This window comes from Bacteroides graminisolvens DSM 19988 = JCM 15093 (genome assembly GCF_000428125.1).
In the GTDB taxonomy this organism is placed as follows: Bacteria; Bacteroidota; Bacteroidia; order Bacteroidales; family Bacteroidaceae; genus Bacteroides; species Bacteroides graminisolvens.
Map to the genome: position 1 here is coordinate 15,949 of NZ_ATZI01000018.1, position 21,047 is coordinate 36,995.

The following is a 21,047-nucleotide window of genomic DNA, read 5'->3' on the forward strand; positions in this document are numbered from 1 at the left end:
ATGCAAGAAAAAGAATATATAAATGTCTATGGAGCTCGTGTCCATAATCTCAAAAACATTGATGCAGAAATTCCCCGCGACAGTTTGACTGTTATTACCGGATTGAGTGGTAGTGGAAAATCATCTTTGGCGTTCGACACTGTCTTTGCTGAAGGACAACGCCGGTATATTGAAACGTTCTCCGCTTATGCACGTAACTTTTTGGGAAATCTGGAGCGGCCGGATGTAGATAAGATAACGGGATTGAGTCCGGTAATCTCTATCGAACAGAAAACCACCAATAAGAACCCTCGTTCTACTGTGGGCACTACCACGGAGATATACGACTACCTTCGTTTGCTGTATGCCAGAGCCGGTGAGGCTTATTCGTATTATTCGGGTGAACGGATGGTGAAATACACTGAGGAACAGATTACAGATCTGATCCTGAAGGATTATAAGAACAAGAAGATATACATTCTGGCCCCGTTGGTGCGTACACGAAAAGGACATTACAAAGAACTTTTTGAGCAGATCCGCAAAAAGGGCTATTTATATGTGCGTGTTGACGGTGAGGTGCGTGAGATTACTCACGGTATGAAGCTCGATCGGTATAAGAATCACGACATTGAGGTGGTTATTGATAAGCTGATTGTGGGCGACAAGGACGACAAGCGTTTGAAACAAAGCATTGCCACAGCTATGCGTCAGGGTGAAGGCTTATTGATGGTGCTTGATTTTCAAAGCGAAAACATACGGCATTACAGCAAGCGGTTGATGTGTCCGGTTACCGGGTTGTCTTATAAGGAACCGGCCCCGCACAACTTCTCTTTCAACTCTCCGCAAGGCGCTTGTCCCAAGTGCAAAGGACTGGGGGTTGTGAATCAAATCGATATTGAAAAGGTAATTCCTGATCGGAAACTTTCTATTCATGACGGTGCCATTACCCCGCTTGGTAAGCACAAGAACTCCATGATCTTTTGGCAGATAGCTGCTTTGCTGGAGAAATATGATGCTGATTTAAAAACACCTGTGTCTGAATTGCCCGAGGAGGCAATAGATGAAATCTTGAATGGTTCTGACGACCGCATTAAAATAAAAAGCTCGCTCATTGGCACATCGTCCGACTATTTCACAACTTACGAAGGAGTGGTGAAGTATATCCAGATGCTGCAAGACAAAGACTCGTCGGCTACGGCACAGAAATGGGCGGAACAATTTGCCCGCACAACCGTTTGCCCCGAATGTAAGGGAGCCCGTTTGAATAAAGAAGCCTTACACTTCCGCTTTCACGATAAGAATATTATGGAGCTTGCTTCAATGGATATATCCGAACTTTACGAGTGGTTAGAACATGTAGAAGATCACTTGGGTGAACAGCAGAAGAAGATAGCCGTTGAAATCTTAAAAGAGATTCGTACCCGTTTGAAGTTTTTGCTTGATGTGGGACTGGAGTACTTGTCGCTCAATAGAAGCTCGGTAAGTCTCTCGGGCGGCGAGAGCCAACGCATTCGTCTGGCCACACAAATTGGTTCGCAATTGGTGAATGTATTGTATATTCTCGATGAGCCCAGTATCGGACTTCATCAACGCGATAACCTTCGTTTGATTCGTTCGCTCAAGGAGCTGCGGGATATTGGTAACTCGGTTATTGTGGTTGAACACGACAAAGATATGATGCTGGCTGCCGATTATGTGATTGATATGGGTCCCAAAGCCGGTCGGCTGGGAGGAGAGGTTGTCTTTTCGGGTACGCCTCAGAAGATGCTTGAAACAGATACGCTGACATCCAGATACCTCAATGGAAAAACGCAGATTGAGGTCCCTGCCCAACGAAGAAAAGGAAATGGAAAATCATTGTGGCTCAAAGGAGCACGCGGAAACAATCTCAAAAACGTGACGGTTGAGTTTCCTTTGGGTAAACTGATTTGTGTTACGGGAGTATCGGGAAGTGGCAAGTCGACTTTGATTAATGAAACCTTGCAGCCTATTCTTTCGCAGAAATTCTATCATTCTCTTCAGGATCCGTTGGAATATGAATCGATAGAAGGATTGGAACACATAGACAAAGTGGTTAATGTGGATCAGTCGCCTTTGGGACGTACACCTCGTTCCAATCCGGCTACCTATACCGGTGTGTTTTCAGATATCAGAAACCTGTTTGTCGGTTTACCGGAAGCCAAAATACGTGGTTATAAACCGGGCCGTTTTTCATTTAATGTGTCGGGAGGCCGTTGTGAAGCCTGTTCTGGTAACGGGTATAAAACCATCGAAATGAATTTCCTTCCCGATGTATATGTTCCTTGTGAGGTATGTCATGGCAAACGATACAACAGAGAAACACTGGAGGTTCGTTTCAAAGGAAAATCAATTGCCGATGTGCTTGATATGACCATTAACCGTGCAGTGGAGTTCTTTGAAAATGTGCCTCAGATTTTGAATAAGATCAAGGTGATTCAAGACGTGGGGCTGGGTTATATCAAACTGGGACAATCGTCGACTACCTTATCGGGTGGCGAAAGTCAGCGCGTGAAGTTGGCTACCGAATTATCAAAGCGAGACACCGGAAAGACTGTGTATATACTCGATGAACCTACTACCGGATTACACTTTGAAGACATTCGTGTGCTCATGGGTGTTCTGAATAAACTGGTCGACAAGGGGAATACCGTCATTGTTATTGAGCATAACCTAGATGTGATTAAGATGGCCGACTATATCATCGACATGGGACCCGAAGGCGGAAAAGGTGGTGGAGAACTTTTAAGCTGCGGTACTCCCGAAGAGGTATCCCGCTGCACTAAAGGATATACGCCTCGTTTTCTGAAGGAAGAACTGGGATTGTAATGAGTTGAAAATATGAAGATAAATAAAACAAATGCAGCGCGTTTGCTTGATAAGGAGAAAGTGAATTACGAACTGATTCCTTATGAAGTTGACGAGAGTGATTTGAGTGCGGTGCACGTAGCCGAAAGCTTAGGAGAAGACATCAATCAGGTTTTTAAAACATTGGTATTGCGAGGAGATAAAACGGGGCATTTCGTTTGTGTTATTCCCGGTGACGAGGAAGTAAACCTGAAGCTGGCCGCTAAGGTGTCCGGTAATAAGAGCTGTGACATGATTCCCATGAAAGAATTGCTTCCCACCACCGGTTATATACGCGGTGCCTGTTCGCCCGTGGGGATGAAAAAGCATTTTCCCACCTACATTCACCATACATGCATTCACTATCCTTTTATCTATGTAAGTGCTGGCCAGCGCGGATTGCAGATAAAAATCGATCCGAATGAGTTAATAAGACTTGTAAAGGCGGAAGTTTGCACGCTTTTTTAGGAATAATATGCCAAAAAGTATATATTTGCACTAAATATGATATAATTCGTATTTCAGAGAGAATATATTAATTCAAAATTTATAATTTATGATGGACAAACATCCCAAAGGCTTATTATCTGCTGCCCTGGCTAACTTGGGTGAGCGTTTTGGTTTTTATACCATGATGGCAATACTGGTTCTTTTCCTTCAGGCGAAGTTCGGCTTGAATGGCAAAGATGCGGGGCTTATTTACTCAGTTTTTTATTTCTCTATCTACATCCTAGCATTTGTAGGAGGTCTCATAGCTGATAAAACACGCAACTACAAAGGCACGATTCTAACAGGTCTGGTTGTCATGGCAGTCGGTTATTTCATGTTGGCCGTTCCCACACCTACACCAGTTTCTGATAAAACATTGTTTTTGGTTATTACTTGTTTGGGACTGCTGATCATAGCCTTTGGTAACGGATTATTCAAAGGAAATCTTCAGGCTTTGGTAGGGCAGATGTATGACAACCCTACATACTCTAGCATGAGAGATTCAGGCTTTTCGTTGTTCTACATGTTTATCAATATTGGCGCTATTTTTGCTCCTATTGCAGCTGTGGGTATTCGTGGCTGGTGGCTGGATAAGCATGGTTATTCGTACAATGCAGATCTTCCATCTCTTTGTCACGGACATTTAGCCGGAACTTTATCTCCCGAGGCCAGTGATTTGATGACAAAATTATCTGCCGAAGTCTCTGTGAACCCGGTAACTGATATGTCTGTTTTCGCTGCTGATTATCTGAATGTGTTTACTACCGGTTTTCACTATGCATTTGCTATTGCTATTTTAGCTATGTTGTTATCTTTGACTATATATATTGTTAATAAGAGAACCTTCCCCGATCCTAGCGGTAAGAAAGCACAGCAGAATGATGCCGGTGTGGTTGAGATGGATGCAAAGGAAGTGAAACAACGTATGTATGCACTGTTTGCTGTGTTTGGTGTGGTTATTTTCTTCTGGTTCTCTTTCCACCAGAATGGCTTGACATTGACCTACTTTGCAAAAGAATACACAGATCTCAACCTCTTTGGTATGAGTATTTCAGCTGAACTCTTTCAAACATTGAATCCATTCTTCGTGGTATTCTTAACACCTATTGTTATGGGAGTTTTTGCAGCACAACGCAAACTAGGCAAGGAGCCTTCAACGCCTAAGAAGATTGCCATTGGTATGGGGATTGCGGCTTTGGCCTTTGTTGTCATGGCAGTAGGTTCTTACATGTCAAATCTACCTTTGCATAAAGACATCATTACTTTAGGGTCTTCGTCTGTTAAGGTAACTCCATTCTTATTAATGCTGACCTATCTGATACTTACCGTTGCTGAGTTGTATATCTCTCCGCTAGGAATTTCTTTTGTTTCTAAAGTAGCTCCTCCCAAGTATCAGGGAGTTATGCAAGGTGGATGGTTAGGCGCAACTGCTATTGGTAATCAGCTGTTGTTTATTGGTGCTGTGCTTTACGAATCAATTCCTATTTGGCTTACTTGGACCGTATTTGTGGTTGCATGTAGCCTCTCGATGATAACAATGTTTATCATGCTTAAATGGCTTGAGAGAGTGGCGAAATAAACCACACAAATAAATAAAAAGAGTGAGGTCACCTTAATTTTAGGTGGCCTCATTTTTTCTAAATCCTCATTAATGAGGATTGTCAGTTTAATTGTAACTCCTTAATTTTGCAGCAAAATGATGAAAAGGATGAAAGTATATGCATTTTTGGGAGCTTTGGTGTTTCCTAGCTATCTATTGGCAGCCGTGACGGTGCCCGATTCCACGTCCCGTAAGTCGGTCATGCTGGATGAAGTAGTGGTTACTTCTTATAAAGAAAAAAAGACTTTACGTGAAGTTCCGGCTTCCATATCTTCAATTTCTTTGGGCGATCTGAATAAAAAGAATCTGGTCGATTTTAAGGAACTGAGTTCGTATATTCCCAATCTGTTTTTACCCGATTACGGCTCCAAACTGACTTCTCCTATATACATTCGCGGAATCGGTTCCAAGTTGACTCCTTCGGTAGGACTTTATGTTGACGGTATTCCTTTCTTTGATAAATCGGTTTTTGATTTTGATATGAATGAAGTGAATAGGGTGGAAGTGTTAAGGGGGCCTCAAGGTACGCTTTACGGACGAAATACCATGGGAGGAATTATCAATGTATATACCAAAAATCCACTCGATTATCAAGGATTGACATACAAACAGATGGTAGGCAACTATGGGCAGACTCAGTTTTCAGGAAGCTATTACGGCAAACTGTCTGACCGGGTAGGCTATGCCGTTTCGTCTCGCTACAAACACAATGACGGTTTTTTCGTCAACGCATATACCGGCAGTGAAGCTGATAATCTCAATCAGATATCATCCAAAGGAAAGATTCAATGGAAAACGGAGTCGGGATGGGATGGCGTTTTTTCTGTCAACTATGAATATACGGATCAGGGAGGGTATCCTTATGGGTTACTGGATAACACAACCGGACAGATTGGTGATGTGAATTACAACGCATACAGTTCATACAGGCAAGGGGTGCTTACCAGTGGACTTTCCATGAGTTATTCCTTTGATGATTTTGTGTTGAAATCAGTAACGGGTTATCAAAATCTGGATGACAGGCAGGCCATTGATCAGGATTTTACAGCAGAGGCAAAGGCTTTTGTGATACAAACTCAAAAACAGAATCAGTTTTCACAAGAACTCGAAATGCGCTCCAAAGACGGCAAGCGTTTTACTTGGTTGAACGGACTTTTCGGCTTTTACCAAACGGGTAAACGCATGGTGTTGTACACTACTCAGAAGGATTATGATGAGCCTTCCTACGGACTGGCTGCCTATCATCAGTCTACCTTGAAGGACTTTTTGCTGAAAAAACTGTCGTTGACAGTGGGTGCACGTTTTGACTATGAGAAAGCCAAACAAGATTACATTGTCTGGAAACTGTCGGCCGATCAGAAAGAACAGACTACCCGATTGAACGATAGCGAAAGCTTTACCCAATTTACCCCTAAGGTTTCTCTTCAATATCAGTTTGACGCATCAAACATGATATATGCAACTACTACCCGCGGTTATAAAACCGGTGGATTTAATATTTCATTCAGCACGGAAGATGAACGTACTTATTCACCGGAATACAGCTGGAATTATGAAGTGGGCGGACGCTTTTCGGCTTTTAACAACAGACTTTATGGCGACTTGGCTTTGTTTTATATTGATTGGAGGAACCAACAAATTTCACATGCTGTTGCCAATAAAACGGGATCTATGTTGACCAATGCCGGCAAATCATATAGCAAAGGAGTGGAACTGTCACTGAATGCTCGTCCGGCAGATATGTTGAATTTGCAATTCACTTACGGTTATACCGAGGCCAAATTCCGCGAATATCTGTATGGCGATGCTGATTATTCAGGTAATTACATTCCTTATGTGCCGCAACAAACATTGATGTTGGGTGGAGATTATACGTGGAACCTCAGTGCCCGTTATGTGGACCGCTTGATTTTTTCGGCTCAGTACACAGCTACAGGCAGGCATTATTGGAATGACAGCAATGATGTGCGTCAGGGATTCTACGGTATTTTAAATGGAAAGCTGTCTGCCGTGAAAAGAAACCTGACGGTAGATTTATGGATAAAGAATGCTGCATCAAAAGAATATATGGCTTATTTCTTTCAGACTTCGGGAAAATATTTTGCTCAAAAGGGAAAACCTCTTACCTTTGGAACAACAATATCATTTACCCTATAATTGCAACGTTTGATAATGGCCGAAAAACAGTTTAGTAAGCTTTTTACTTTTTTTTCTCTCTATATAGCGCAATCTGTACCGATGAGCCTGTTCAGTACTTTGTTACCGGTATTGATGCGGCAAGATAATTTTTCGCTGACTGCCATAGGTATGCTTCAATTCATAAAATTACCGTGGATTGTTAAATTCTTATGGGCGCCGCTGGTTGACAGGAAGACTTCGGGACTGAATACGTATAAGAGCTGGATATTCTCGTCGGAAATTGTCTACGCTTTCCTGATTTTGATGCTGGCCTTTCTTGATTTGAAAGCCGATTTTTGGTTGGTGCTAACGTTGATAATCCTTTCGTTTATAGCATCGGGAACACAAGATATTGCCACGGATGCCATGACTGCACTTTCTTTTAATAGAAAGGAAAGAAGCAGGGGCAACAGCATGCAAAGTATGGGGAATTTTACCGGATCACTTCTAGGAGGGGGATTGCTGTTGATCCTCTATAAATATATTGGGTGGACGGCCATGCTGCTGGGCTTGTCGGTCTTTGTACTGTTTATGCTCGTGCCTTTGTTTTACTACAGAGATGCTAACTTTGTGTCGCGCGCGGGCAGGGTGCCCATCGGTATGAAAGATTTGCTTCTGTTTTTTCGCCAGCGTCGCATTGTTCCGCAACTGACTTTTCTTATTTTATTTAATTCCGGTCTTATTGGAATTCTTTCCATGCTGAAGCCCTGGTTGGTCGATTTGCATTATCCGATGGCGCACATTGGTGTCATGTTCAGTGTGTTCGGCTCTTTGTGTGGCTGCCTGGGTTCGTATTTCAGCGGAAACATCATCCGCAAATGGGGTAGGGGAAAGGCCGCTGTGATTTATGCGAGCTGTGTTTTTGTTACTGCGATTTACTTTGTGATACTTTCCTATTGGGGATTGCTGACCACGTTGAACCTTTGCATCGGTATTTTTTGTTTGTGGGCTACTTACGGATTATCAACCGTACTGGTTTACACCATTGCCATGGATTACGTACGTGTGGGACGAGAAGGTACCGACTTCACTCTTCAGATAGTTGTGCTTCACTTGAGCAGCATGCTGGTTGCTGTGGGTAGTGGTAAACTGGCTGATTTGTCAGGCTACACGGTGTTATTTGTAGCCGAAGCGGCTTTGGCTCTCGCTTCTTTGTTTTATGTATGGTTTTACTTTAAAAAGATATCCGGAAGATGAGTACTGATTTATTAGCTAAATACAATGTACCGACACCCCGGTACACCAGTTATCCGCCGGCCAATTATTTTCACGAACAATTTGGTGCCGAAGATTTCAGGGAGGCTGTTACGGCCTCTAACGAAAAAGACCCCCGGCATATTTCGTTTTATGTACACATCCCTTTTTGTCCGCGTTTGTGTTATTACTGCGGGTGCAACTCGTATGCCATGGAAAAACGCAGCGTGGTGGATGCATACGTGGAGGCACTGAAAACAGAAATAAAAACCATATTACCTTTGCTGGATAAATCGCGTAAGATTGCCCAGATTCATTATGGAGGGGGTACGCCTACAGCTATCCCGTTGCATTACCTTAAAGAGATTAACGAGCTTTTCCTTTCTTCTTTTCGCTGCATAGATGAGCCGGAAATTGCAATAGAATGTCACCCGGGTTATTTGAATGAGAAACATTGGTTGCAATTGGTTGAAGCCGGTTTTAACCGGTGTAGTATAGGCATACAGGATTTTAACGAAGAGGTACTGCGCACTGCTAACCGCAAGGGCTCTCTGTTACCTCCTGCACGTATTTTTGAATTATTGCGTGAACAGGGTGTTTCTATAAATCTTGACTTTATTTATGGTTTGCCGGGACAAACGGCTGCCGGCTTTGAAGAGACAATCAGGCAGGCTGCTTCGTTGAGGCCCGACAGGTTGGTTACCTTTTCTTATGCTCATGTGCCTTGGGTGAATAAAGACATGTTGAAGCTCGAAAAAGCGGGACTGCCGGAAGCGGAAGAAAAAAGTAATATGTATAGACGTGCCGCGGTTAGCTTGAGTGAGAGAGGATACGTGCCCGTAGGGCTCGACCACTTTGTGCAGCCGGATGATTCGCTTCACGTGGCCTTACAAAATGGATTGTTACACAGAAACTTTCAGGGGTATTGCACGAGGGCTACCACCGGTCAGGTGTACGCTTTCGGCGTAACAGCCATCAGTCAGCTGGCAGCAGCCTATAGTCAGAACATAAGGGGCGTGCAAGAGTATATTGACAAGGCATCGCAAGGTGAACTACCGGTTATGCGCGGATATGTTTTGAATGAACAGGAACAACTGGCTCGTGAGGTCATAACGACTTTCATGTGCAACAACCGCTTAAACTGGAAGGAGCTGTCGCTGCACATTGGAATGCCGGTAGATGAAATAATGGATAGATTGGCTTTTGATCGTCATAAACTAGAAGAAATGGCCGATGACGGTTTAATTACCTATTCGCCTGAGGAAATAGCCATTACGGAGTCCGGTACTTTATTTATAAGGAATGTGGCGGCTGTTTTTGATCCGTTAATGCGTGGCGGATCTGAGAAATCATTTTCAAAACCTGTCTGATCTGAAAAAGAATGTGTATGGATACAAATGTGGATGTGATTGTTATTGGAGCCGGTATAACGGGACTGGTTACTACTTTCTTGTTGAAGGAGAAAGGGGTAAATGTTTTGCTGATTGAAAAAAATACCAGAGCGGGCGGACAACTGTGTACGGTGAATGATGACGGTTTTCTTTTTGAATCGGGACCTAACACAGGCGTGGTAGCCAATAAAGATGTACTTGATCTTTTCAACCAATTGGGAGATGAGTGTACGTTGCAAACCGCCAGAAAAGAGTCAAAAGTGCGATTGATATGGAAAAACGGACGGTTTTGTCCGCTACCTTCCGGATTGGCTGACGCGGTGACAACCCCCTTGTTTTCATGGCATGATAAGATTCGCATCTTATTTGAACCTTTTCGTCCGAAGGGAAATGATCCTTTCGAGAGTATTGCCTCGTTGACCCGCCGCAGGCTTGGAAAATCCTTTTTAAACTACGCAGTCGATCCTTTTATTTCCGGTATTTATGCCGGTGATCCCGAGATATTGGTTACCCGTTTTGCCATGCCTAAGTTGTACAACCTGGAACATCATTACGGAAGTTTTATTCGTGGGGCTATCAAACGGCATCCGGTGCTTGCGGAAGAAAGGAAGCAAGGAATATCCAAAGAAATATTCTCAGTGAAAGGAGGTTTTAAGAATCTGGTATCAACGCTGGAAAACCGAATTACCCCGACACACCTCCGCTTAGGTGCCGGAAAGATACAAATTGAACCGGTTGAGAATGGTTGGAAAGTTGTTTTACCGGCTACCGGCGAATCTTATTTTACTCCACGACTGATTAGTACGGTACCCGCTTATGCTTTGCCGGAACTATTTCCCTTCATAGAAGAAAACAAATTGCATCCGATAACGTCGCTGGTTTATGCTCCCGTAGTTCAGGTTGGCGTTGGGATGTACAATGGTAGTTTAATACCGCAGGCTTTCGGCGGACTGGTTCCTTCTTGCGAACATGAAAAGATATTAGGTGTTTTATTCAACTCATCGTGCTATGACGACCGGGCGCCTCTTGGTGCCGCCTCTCTTTCTTTTTTCATCGGAGGAATGAGACATCCTGAATGGGTGAACTTACCCGAAGAAGAGATGGTTGCTATAGTTACAGATGCGTTGCATCGCATGCTGGGATATCCGTTAGGTACGGCACCCGATAAAATACATATATTTCCGCATCCCAGAGCTATTCCGCAATACCAGGCTGATACGGAACAGCGACTGAATACTGTATGTCAGTTGGAAAAGAAGTATGCCGGATTGGTTTTAGCTGGCAGTCTGCGTGACGGCATCGGTTTGGCCGACCGCATCAAACAGGCAACGCAGCTAGCCTCGCTATAGTTCAATAGCCATGATGTAATCATTCATATAATAACCGTTGCCAATGTGGAAATCGCCTTCGCGTGCAATTTTCATTCCCATTCGCTCATAAAAGCCAACCGCTTTGTTGTTACGGTTTACATTCAGTTCCATTCTGCATGGTGCCGGATGCACCTTTTTTATGTATTTAATCGCTTCGTGGAAAAGATAGTTACCTGCATGTGCTTTCTGAAAAGCAGGAAGAACATATATTTTTTGCAGATGAAACAGATTTTCCTCCTCTTGCTGTACGGACAGGTATCCACAGGGCTCACATTCTTCATAAGCAATGAAGTATACATGTCCTTCTTCCATTTGTTTGCGAATGTTTTGCGGAGCGTACATCCAATCAAACATATACTCCAACTGTTCCTGAGAAAGTATGTCTTTGTAAGTGGCAGGGAAAACGTTGGCTGCTAACTGATTGATTAACAGGCAGTCGTCCGCTTGTGCTTGTCGTATAGTAAACATATCGTTGAACTTTATTCTTTGATGCGAAAATAAGCATAATTCTTCGAATCGAGACCTTAAATGACTGTTTTATGGTTAATTAAAGTGAAATTATAGTACTTTGTAATACAAGGTACTAATGCAATACATATATTTGCATCGTTTTAAAGAAAGAAGTATGAATGTAGACAATGTGAAATCGCAAATGCGAAAGGGAATGCTGGAATATTGCATTATGTTGCTGCTGCACAAGGAACAGTCGTATGCCTCGGATATTATACAAAGATTAAAAGAAGCGAGGCTGATTGTTGTGGAAGGAACTCTTTATCCTTTGCTGACTCGTTTAAAGAATGATGATTTGTTGAGCTATGAGTGGGTAGAGTCTACACAGGGACCTCCCCGTAAATATTATCAGATAACTGAAAAAGGAGAAGCTTTTTTGAGTGAACTCGAGGCATCGTGGAAGGAGTTAAACGAAACGGTGAATCATTTGGCAAATATATAATCAGATAAAACCCATAAAACAATGAAAAAAACATTGACTGTTAATTTAGGTGGAACCGTTTTTCATATTGACGAAGATGCCTACAGGTTGCTTGACAATTATTTGATGAATTTAAAGCACCACTTTCGCAAACAGGAAGGTGCGGAAGAGATTGTAAACGATATTGAGAATAGAATTTCCGAATTGTTTTCTGAGAAAATAAGCAAGGGACAACAGGTGATAACCTTAATAGATGCCGAAGAAGTGATACATCGTATGGGAAAGCCGGAAGATCTTTCCGACGAGGAACCTTCTAAGCAGGAGGGTTCTTCGGAACATGGCGGTTATCATCATGAAACCTATTCGCAGGAGTCGGGCTCACCTCGCCGACGCTTGTTCCGTAACCCCGATGACAAAGTGGTAGGTGGTGTATTGGGAGGTATAGCTGCATATCTAAAGGTGAACGTGAGTGCTCTTCGTCTAATCGTTATCTTGCTTTTGATTTTTGGGGTTGGCACCTTAATTCCGGTTTACATTGTGTGCTGGATTGTGATTCCCGAAGCAACTACTGCTGCCGAGAAACTAAGTATGCGGGGCGAGGAGGTTAACATGGAGAATATAGGAAAGACGGTAACCGATGGTTTTGAGAAGATGGCCGATGGAGTTAATTCATACATCAAATCAGAAAAGCCTAAAGACTTTATGACAAGGTTGGTTGACGGAATGGTGCATTTGTTTAGTTTACTTTCAAAAGTCTTTCTGGTTATACTTGCCTTGATATTTAGTCCGGTATTGCTGGTACTCTCATTTGTATTTGTGGGGCTTATCATTGGAGCCATTGCTACTTTAGCCGGTGGCAGTGCCATTATTTATGAATTGCTTCCTTCTCTGGACTGGAATATGATTTCAGCATCTCCGTTAATTGTCATTGTAGCCAGTATTGCCGGAATTATATTGGTTGGAATACCATTGGCCAGTTTGCTTTACGGTATTTTGAGAGTTATATTCAACTGGCAGCCGATGATTCCCGGACTTAAAATAACGTTGCTGATTCTTTGGGTAGTGAGCTTGCTCACAATTATTCTCTGCTTTTCACAGTCCAACTGGGTGTTCCCTTATTACCATGACATCTGGTATGTTACAGGAATTTAATTAGTGTGTCTATTATAGTGTTTTTACTAGAAGAGCCGCTCTCCGGTAAGGGGGAGCGGCTCTTGCCATATATGGGAAAGATCAGTCTTTAAATGATGTATTGTGAACTGATTGATTCGTTGTTGAGCACGCGGCGAATGGTTTCGGCAAACATATCGGCAATGCTTAACTGTTTTACTTTCGTACTATTTTTGCAGTATGGAATACTGTCGGTGAAAACCATTTCTGTCAGCGCTGAATCTTGTACACGAGTAGAAGCTGGGTCGGACATTACACAATGGCTGGCAATGGCTCTTACTGATTGGGCTCCGGCTTCGAGCATGATGTTGGCTGCCTTGGTAATGGTACCTGCCGTATCAACAATATCGTCAATCAAGACAACATTCTTACCTTCTACATCACCAATAATCTGCATCGTAGCAACCTCATTGGCTTTTACGCGTGACTTGTTGCAAAGAACCAATGGTGCACCCAAGTATTTGGAGAATGTACTTGCTCTTTTTGAACCACCCACATCAGGTGTTGCAATAACAAGATTTTCAAGATTAAGTGATTGAATGTAGGGAAGAAAAACGGCTGAAGCGTAAAGGTGATCAACCGGAATGTTGAAGAAGCCCTGAATTTGATCGGCGTGTAAATCCATAGTGATCAGGCGGTCAATGCCTGCAACCGATAACAGATCGGCCACTAATTTGGCACCTATGGAAACGCGTGGTTTGTCTTTTCTGTCCTGACGGGCCCAACCGAAGTAGGGAATAACTGCGACTACGTTTTTGGCTGAAGCTCTTTTGGCTGCGTCAATCATCAGCAATAACTCCATCAGGTTATCAGAGTTAGGATAGGTTGATTGTACCAGGAAGACATTGGACCCACGGATTGATTCCTCGTATGAAACTGCAAATTCACCGTCAGCAAAGTGGGTGATGTTCATATTTCCAAGGGTGCAACCAAGGCTAGCGCAGATTTTCTCTGCCAGGTATCTCGAGTTGGTTCCCGAGAAAACCATAAAAGGTGATTTTTCGCTCATTATTGTAATAGTTGAACCTATTGATTAATTTGCACGCAAAGGTATGAATTCTCCGTTCAATCTAAAAGACTTATTGTAGAAAAAATATTTTTTATTTCCGATGCGCTTTATTCCTTCAATCTGTTAAGTTGATAATAAAACTATAAAAAAGAACTGCTTTCTGTAGAAAAAATAGTAGATTTGCTTTCCTGAATACTCATTTATACAGAATGAAACATCGTTTACCTCTTATACTCTTATGTGTGATTAGCGTGTCGTGCTTTTTCTCTTGTATGGGAACTGCACCGACAAAGGAAATAAGGTTGGTTGACTCTTTGAACCGGCAAGCTTATTTTTATCACTACAGGAATCTGGATTCTTTGTATAATGTGGCACAAAAAGCTTATCAGTCTGCTCAACTTTATCATTTAGGAAAGGCCGAGGCGTGTAACAACCTGGCTTTCTACTCTTTTATGAAAATGGATTTTGATAAGGCAGAACACTTGAATCTGGAGGTTTACGATTTAACAAAGAATGAGCTCGAATTGCTGATTGCAGACATTGGCCTGATGAAGATTTATCAGCGCACAGCCATGAATAAGGAGTTCTATGACTATCGAAACAGTGCGTTGAAGCGCATGAAGCGCATTGATGAAGATAAGAACTTGTTTGTTGACCGACACGAGATAGCGCGCCTGAGGTATGCTTATTCCGAATTCTACATTGTCTCGGCTATTTACTATTATTACCTTCAGCAGCAGCAAGAAGCCTATTATGCCATTAACCAGATTGATCCGCTGACAGATTTAGCGGGTGATAACAACCAGCTTTTATACTATCATTATATAAAAGGAGCGGCCTCTCTGTGTGATGGTGAAACGGCAGAGGTAAAACGCTTGCATGAGTTCGATGAACTATATACTTCCTGGCGACTGGCCGTGAAGGAAAAGAGCATTTATTTTGAAGCGAACGGCATTCAGGGCATGGCTAACCTGATGGCCAATCCGGATAATTACGAATTCTTAAAGAACAGGCGTTTTCATGCGCTCAAGCAGCTGGGACTACCTGTCGATTCATTGTTACCGTTGAAAATGGCGCAGATTTCCCTCGATAAGTTCCGACGTTACAATGACCTTTACCAAACCGCAGCTGCTTACGTTACCATAGGCCGTTTCCTGAATACGCATAACCGTTATCAGGAAGCGATTGATACCTTGTCGAAAGCACTTGATTGTGTGAATAAGCACCACGAGCTTTATTATAACCGGCATCATCAATCGAATCAGATTGATAGGCTGGATCCTTTTGTTGACAAGGACACGCTTTACACCGAATTAAGTTGGCTAAGCAAGAAAAAGGTGAAGACTGTGCCCGAATGGATTTCGCGAATCAGGGAACAGTTGAGTGTGAGCTATGCCGGACTGGGAATGAAGATTCCTTCGGATTACAACCGCAATGTGTACCTGGATATATTGGAGTACACGCAGCAGGACAAACAGTTTGAAAGTCGTTACGCTTCTCTTGAAAAGGAATCGGCGCAGCTCAATGTGATTATGTTGTTGGTACTGGCGGGATTGTTTCTGGTGGTGGGTTTGTTTGCCATCTTTAATAGCCGTTCGCGGAACAGGAACCTGATGCATCTGGCCCGACTGAAGCTGACACTGGATATTTGCCAAAAAATAACGGCCTCCATCCCTTCCGATGTGACGGATGAAGATGATATTGTTGAAGCCATATCGGAAGCCATTCTGCCCGATTTGCAGGAACTTTTGGGAGCAACATCTATTAAAGTACAACTGAAGGGAGAGGAGGAATCGGCCGAAGAGGAGGCCCATGAAGACCAGTCTCTCATCTGTTCAGCGTTTCCTTTGTATGTCCCCGATAAGGAAGAACCTATTGGAACCGTTACTATTACTACAAAGCAGAAACTCAGCAAGGATGAACTCGCTTTGGTTAGCGTCATCACTCCTTATATTGCCTGGACGTTGGACAACGGAATTACGTTTATTTCTTTGGGAGAAGAGCAACGTCAGTTGGAAAAACAGCGGTATGTTTACGAGCAGCACATTGCAACCAATAAACGGCAAAACATGATTAAAAAATCGTGTCTGGCCATTGTCAACGGTATTACACCATACATTGACCGCATCATAAACGAGGTGCATAAACTAACGGAGAAAGGTTTCATGCACGATGCCGAAATCAAAAGAAGAAAGTACGAGTATGTGGATGAGCTGGTGACAACCATTAATGAGTACAATGATATTCTGGCGCTTTGGATCAAACTGAAGCAAGGAAGCCTGAGCTTAAACATCGAGAACTTTGAGCTTGATGAACTTTTCTCCATCGTGGCGAAGGGGCGTAAAACCTTTGAGATGAAAAAGCAACATTTTGAGGTGCTTCCTGCCCGGGTTACCGTGAAGGCAGATAAAGCGCTTACGCTTTTCATGATTAACACACTTACAGAGAATGCCCGAAAATACACACCTCCGGAAGGTAGCATACAAGTGTTTGCCACCATTACCGGTGAGTATGTGGAAATCTCTATAAAGGACAACGGCCGGGGACTTACGGAGGCCGATGTTCAGCGTATACTAGGCGAAAAGGTGTATGACTCCAAAGCCATAGGGATTGATAATGCCTCTTCGGATGTGGAAGAGTTAAAACAAAATAAGGGCAGTGGCTTCGGACTGATGAACTGCAAAGGCATCATTGAAAAATACCGTAAGACCAATGACGTCTTTAAAGTGTGCCTGTTTAGCGTTGAGAGTGAGCCGGGCAAAGGTAGCCGATTCTTTTTCCGCCTGCCGTTGGGCATCCGAAAAACAGTGGGGGTTTTACTGCTGTTCTTGTCATCGTTTTCCTTTGTGGCATGCGGTCCCGATAAAGCTCCCGTGAACAAAGTAACTTCCAGGTACCGATTGGAGCGAAAAGTAGAGATTCCGGTACAGCAAGATTACGAAGAGCTGTTGAACGAAGCCTCTCTCTTTGCCGATACAGCTTATTATTGCAACGTCATTGAAGACTATAAATTGGCTTTACAATATGTTGACTCGGCCATGAACCGCTTGAACCGGCATTATGCCAAATATTCCCGTTCCCCACGCCGGTACATCAAGTTGTACGACACCAAATCGCCAGCTGAGATTGAGTGGTGGAATACCTATTTCGATAGCGACTTTCACGTGATACTCGACATTCGAAACGAAGCTTCCGTGTCTTTGCTGGCGCTGAAGCAATGGAACGAATATACCTATAACAATGCAGCCTACACAGCTTTGTATAAACTGTTGGGCGAAGACCAGTCGCTTGAAGAATATTGTCGTCAGCTAGAACGTTCAACAACCAATAAATACGTAGGTGTTATTCTCTGTTTGTTTTTGCTGGCCTCACTTCTCATCGGCTATTACATCATCTATGTGCGTAAGAGACTCATCAATCGTTTAAACCTGGAGCAAGTACTGGAGATTAACAAAACTGTTTTTGCAGCTTCCTTGTTGCGATCGCAAGAATCTTCGGAAGTGCTGCTTCGTGAGGAAGAAACCCTGAAGGAAATTCCGCAGCGCATTGTGGACGATGCTTTTAGTGCAGTGAATGAACTGATGACTGTCAACGGAATGGGCATTGCGGTATATAATGAAACGGCCCATCGGTTGGAATATGCAGCCAATCCCCGCGTTGAAGAGATTCCTGCCGTGGTGCACCGATGTTTTGAACAACAGGCTGCTTTGCAAGATGAGCAGATCCAAGCCCTGCCGTTAATTGTTGATGTAGGGGGCCAAAGACAGTGCGTGGGGGTGTTGACCTTGCTCATTCAGGAGCCTGAACGTCAAGAGGCCGATTTCGTATTGGTGGAACTCATCGCCCGATACGTGGCCATTGTCGTTTTCAATGCGGTGGTGAAGTTGGCCATGAGGTATCGCGACATTGAGTCGGCACACGAAGAAGCGCGCCGTGCTTCTTGGGAAGACAACCAATTGCACGTGCAAAACATGGTACTCGACAACTGCTTGTCGACCATTAAGCACGAAACCATTTATTACCCCAACAAAATAAAGCAGATCATAGATAAGCTGAACAGCCAGATACTGAATTCGGAAGAAGAAAAAGAAGGTGTTGAGACCATTACCGAACTGATTGATTATTACAAAAGTATCTTCACTGTTTTGAGTCAGTGTGCTTCCCGTCAGCTCGAAGAAGTGACGTTTCGGCGTACCACCATTACTGTGGAAGAACTCTTTCAGCATGCCGAGAAGTACTTCCGCAGGCTTGCGAAAAACCAATCAGTTAAGCTGAAATTGCATACCGAAGTTTTACACGCTCGCGTAACGGGTGACAAACATTTGCTGTGTTTCTTGCTCGAAAACCTCATTGATGAGGTTTTCTCAGTACCCGAAGATGGCATTTTGCACCTGAAAGCAGTGAGCGACGGTGATTACATCCGTTTTCTGTTTACAGACTCAAGGAGAGAAAAGACGGTGGAAGAACTGAATCAGCTATTTTATCCTAATCTTCTGCGCATGACCGCTGCCGGTAAGGGAGAACTGGTAGGAACGGAATACCTGGTGTGCAAACAAATAGTGCGTGATCACGATGAGTTTGCCATTCGACGCGGTTGCCGCATTAATGCCGAACCGTGTGCGGAAGGCGGTTTCACCGTTTATTTTACGATTCCCGGAAAAATAATAAAGTAATTACATCCTAAATAAGACCCGAAAGATGGAAGAGAAAAAGTTTAAAGTGATTATAGTTGAAGATGTCAAACTGGAGTTAAAAGGCACGGAAGAGATTTTTCGCCACGAAATTCTGAATGCCGAAGTAATAGGCACAGCCATGACCGAGAACGAGTTTTGGCCTTTGATAGAGAAACAACAACCCGATATGGTGCTGCTCGACCTCGGACTGGGTGGATCGACTACCATTGGAGTGGACATTTGCCGCAACATCTGCAAACGTTACCCGCAGGTTCGCGTGCTTATTTTTACCGGAGAGATACTGAATGAAAAATTGTGGGTGGATGTACTCGATGCAGGAGCCGACGGTATCATTCTTAAAACGGGCGAACTACTTACCAAGACAGACGTACAAGCTGTTATGGACGGTAAGAAACTCGTTTTCAATTACCCCATACTTGAAAAGATAGTTGATCGTTTCCGGAAATCTGTTTTGAACGACGCTCGTCGTCAGGAGGCTGTTATCAGTTATGATATTGACGAATATGACGAACGCTTCCTCAGACATCTCGCATTGGGCTATACCAAGGAAATGATTGCTTCATTAAAAGGAATGCCCTTTGGTGTGAAGTCACTCGAAAAGCGCCAGAACGATTTAATCTCACGTCTGTTTACAGAAGGTGAAAGAGTAGGAGTGAATGCCACTCGATTAGTTGTTCGTGCTTTAGAACTTCGCATTCTCGATCTTGATAACTTGGAAGCCGATGAAGAGTAGGATTAAAATGCCGCATCCCGCCACAATGTTCTTTCTGATTACATTGGGCATCGTTTTTCTTTCGTGGATATCTGACATCTACGGACTCAGCGTGGTGCACCCGCAAACAAACGAGGTGATCCGCGTGCAGAGTCTGTTAAGTCCTGAAAGTTTGCGATGGATGCTGCGCAGCGTTATTCCCAACTTTACCGGATTTGCCCCTCTGGGCTTGGTTATCATTGCCCTGTTTGGCTTGGGAGTGGCACAACATTCAGGCTTCCTGTCGGCTTGCATCCGTTTGGGAATCCGCAAACACCGTCGTCCGCGCCGCATCATCCTTTGGGTTATCTTCCTGGGAATCCTGTCGAATGTGGTGGGCGATGCCGGTTACATCATTCTGCTTCCCATTGCAGCGACCCTTTTTCATTCCGTGGGACTTCACCCGTTGGCGGGTATCATTACTGCTTACGTTTCGGTGGCATGCGGTTATAGCGCCAACTTCATGCTTAGCACGCTCGATCCGCTTGTTGCAGCCACCACACAAGATGCGGCGTTGACCGTTGCAGCGTATGGCGGACACGTGGGACCTTTGAGTAATTACTACTTTATGTCCGTTTCTACTTTGTTTATTGCAGGCATTATTTATTACATCACCCAACGAAAATTACTTCCTGAATTGGGAGAGTATCAGGGCGAAGTTCCCGTAGAGAGCTATAAACTGCTGTCGCGCAAAGAGCGCAGAGCGCTGAACATCGCCTTTTTCATAGGTCTGCTGTACATATTGGTTATTCTTTTTGCCACTTTCTCTCCGTGGGGAATACTGCGAAGCGTTAATGGCGGGCTGATTCGTTCTCCTTTTATCATGGGCATTCTCTTCCTATTGTCTTTCGGTGCCGGACTGATGGGGATGGTTTACGGCTTTGCATCCGGTAAATATAAAACAGATTCCGATGTGATTCAAGGTCTGGGGCAACCCATGCAGTTACTGGGTGTGTACCTCGTTATAGCATTCTTTGCCGCGCAGATGTTTGCTTGTCTGGAATACTCCCGTTTGGATAAATGCATCTCCATTCTCGGGGCCGATTTTCTTTTGTCGCTCAAGGTAGGCGGTTTTGGAGTTCTGCTTCTTTTTATTCTGTTTACGGCAGTGATTAATTTAATCATGGTGTCGGCCACCGCCAAGTGGACGTTTATGGCTTTCATCTTTGTCCCCGTGTTGCAACAGTTGGGCATTGCCCCCGAGTACACCCAATGTGCTTTTCGTATAGGCGACAGTGCTACCAACGCCATCACGCCTTTCCTTTTTTACATACCGTTGGTGCTTACATACATTCAGCATTACCAGCCTCAGGCAAATTTCGGATTGCTGCTTAAGCATACGTGGGCTTATTCGGTGAGTGTCCTTATTCTGTGGACTTTGTTATTTGTTTTTTGGTACGTAACTGGTTTACCCTTAGGATTATAG

14 protein-coding genes are annotated in these 21,047 nt (G+C 43.7%); 12 read left to right on the top strand and 2 right to left on the bottom strand.

What is annotated here, in order from left to right; translation table 11 throughout:
• From uvrA to hemG, 7 genes are all read left to right on the top strand, one after another.
• Positions 1-2,826: an excinuclease ABC subunit UvrA gene (uvrA, locus tag C511_RS0110890; RefSeq protein WP_027318138.1), complete on the top strand. Its 2,826-nt coding sequence runs from the start codon at positions 1-3 to the stop codon at positions 2,824-2,826.
• A 12-nt stretch (positions 2,827-2,838) separates the two neighbouring features.
• On the top strand, positions 2,839-3,312 hold the full coding sequence (gene ybaK, locus C511_RS0110895) for a Cys-tRNA(Pro) deacylase (RefSeq protein ID WP_024997419.1): 474 nt from the start codon (positions 2,839-2,841) through the stop codon (positions 3,310-3,312).
• Between the two features lie 88 nt (positions 3,313-3,400).
• On the top strand, positions 3,401-4,912 hold the full coding sequence (locus C511_RS0110900) for a peptide MFS transporter (RefSeq protein WP_024997420.1): 1,512 nt from the start codon (positions 3,401-3,403) through the stop codon (positions 4,910-4,912).
• Between the two features lie 129 nt (positions 4,913-5,041).
• Positions 5,042-7,090, top strand: a complete 2,049-nt coding sequence (locus C511_RS0110905; protein ID WP_027318139.1) for a TonB-dependent receptor — start codon at positions 5,042-5,044, stop codon at positions 7,088-7,090.
• Between the two features lie 15 nt (positions 7,091-7,105).
• Positions 7,106-8,308 carry an MFS transporter gene (locus C511_RS0110910; protein ID WP_262482337.1) on the top strand — a complete coding sequence of 401 codons (1,203 nt, stop codon included), beginning with the start codon at positions 7,106-7,108 and terminating at the stop codon, positions 8,306-8,308.
• Positions 8,305-9,675, top strand: coding sequence for an oxygen-independent coproporphyrinogen III oxidase (gene hemN, locus C511_RS0110915; RefSeq protein WP_024997421.1), 1,371 nt, complete (start codon positions 8,305-8,307; stop codon positions 9,673-9,675). Before C511_RS0110910 ends, hemN begins: the two co-directional genes overlap by 4 nt.
• A 17-nt stretch (positions 9,676-9,692) precedes the next feature.
• Positions 9,693-11,045, top strand: coding sequence for a protoporphyrinogen oxidase (hemG, locus tag C511_RS0110920; RefSeq protein ID WP_024997422.1), 1,353 nt, complete (start codon positions 9,693-9,695; stop codon positions 11,043-11,045).
• On the opposite strand, the gene C511_RS0110925 is transcribed toward hemG, so the two are convergent.
• Positions 11,040-11,534, bottom strand: coding sequence for a GNAT family N-acetyltransferase (locus tag C511_RS0110925; RefSeq protein WP_024997423.1), 495 nt, complete (start codon positions 11,532-11,534; stop codon positions 11,040-11,042). The two genes, hemG and C511_RS0110925, sit on opposite strands and share 6 nt — an antisense overlap.
• A 157-nt stretch (positions 11,535-11,691) precedes the next feature.
• Here C511_RS0110925 and C511_RS0110930 point away from each other — a divergent pair, with 157 nt between their 5' ends.
• Together C511_RS0110930 and C511_RS0110935 are read left to right on the top strand one after the other, a co-directional pair.
• Positions 11,692-12,018, top strand: a complete 327-nt coding sequence (locus C511_RS0110930) for a PadR family transcriptional regulator (protein ID WP_024997424.1) — start codon at positions 11,692-11,694, stop codon at positions 12,016-12,018.
• Positions 12,019-12,039: 21 nt separating this feature from the next.
• Positions 12,040-13,149, top strand: a complete 1,110-nt coding sequence (locus C511_RS0110935) for a PspC domain-containing protein (protein ID WP_024997425.1) — start codon at positions 12,040-12,042, stop codon at positions 13,147-13,149.
• 88 nt (positions 13,150-13,237) lie between these two features.
• Here C511_RS0110935 and C511_RS0110940 read toward each other — a convergent pair whose 3' ends face one another.
• Positions 13,238-14,176, bottom strand: coding sequence for a ribose-phosphate pyrophosphokinase (locus tag C511_RS0110940; RefSeq protein WP_024997426.1), 939 nt, complete (start codon positions 14,174-14,176; stop codon positions 13,238-13,240).
• Positions 14,177-14,385: 209 nt separating this feature from the next.
• On the opposite strand from C511_RS0110940, the gene C511_RS0110945 reads away from it, so the two are divergent.
• From C511_RS0110945 to C511_RS0110955, 3 genes are read left to right on the top strand one after another with little or no spacing between them, the layout of a single operon-like run.
• Entirely contained in the window at positions 14,386-18,849 is a 4,464-nt protein-coding gene (locus tag C511_RS0110945) for a DUF5113 domain-containing protein (RefSeq protein WP_024997427.1), read from the top strand.
• Positions 18,850-18,874: 25 nt separating this feature from the next.
• Positions 18,875-19,603: a DUF5932 domain-containing protein gene (locus tag C511_RS0110950; protein WP_024997428.1), complete on the top strand. Its 729-nt coding sequence runs from the start codon at positions 18,875-18,877 to the stop codon at positions 19,601-19,603.
• Positions 19,593-21,047 (top strand): AbgT family transporter, encoded by a 1,455-nt coding sequence (locus C511_RS0110955; RefSeq protein ID WP_034782251.1) that lies wholly within the window; start codon positions 19,593-19,595, stop codon positions 21,045-21,047. The genes C511_RS0110950 and C511_RS0110955 overlap by 11 nt, the downstream gene beginning before the upstream one ends.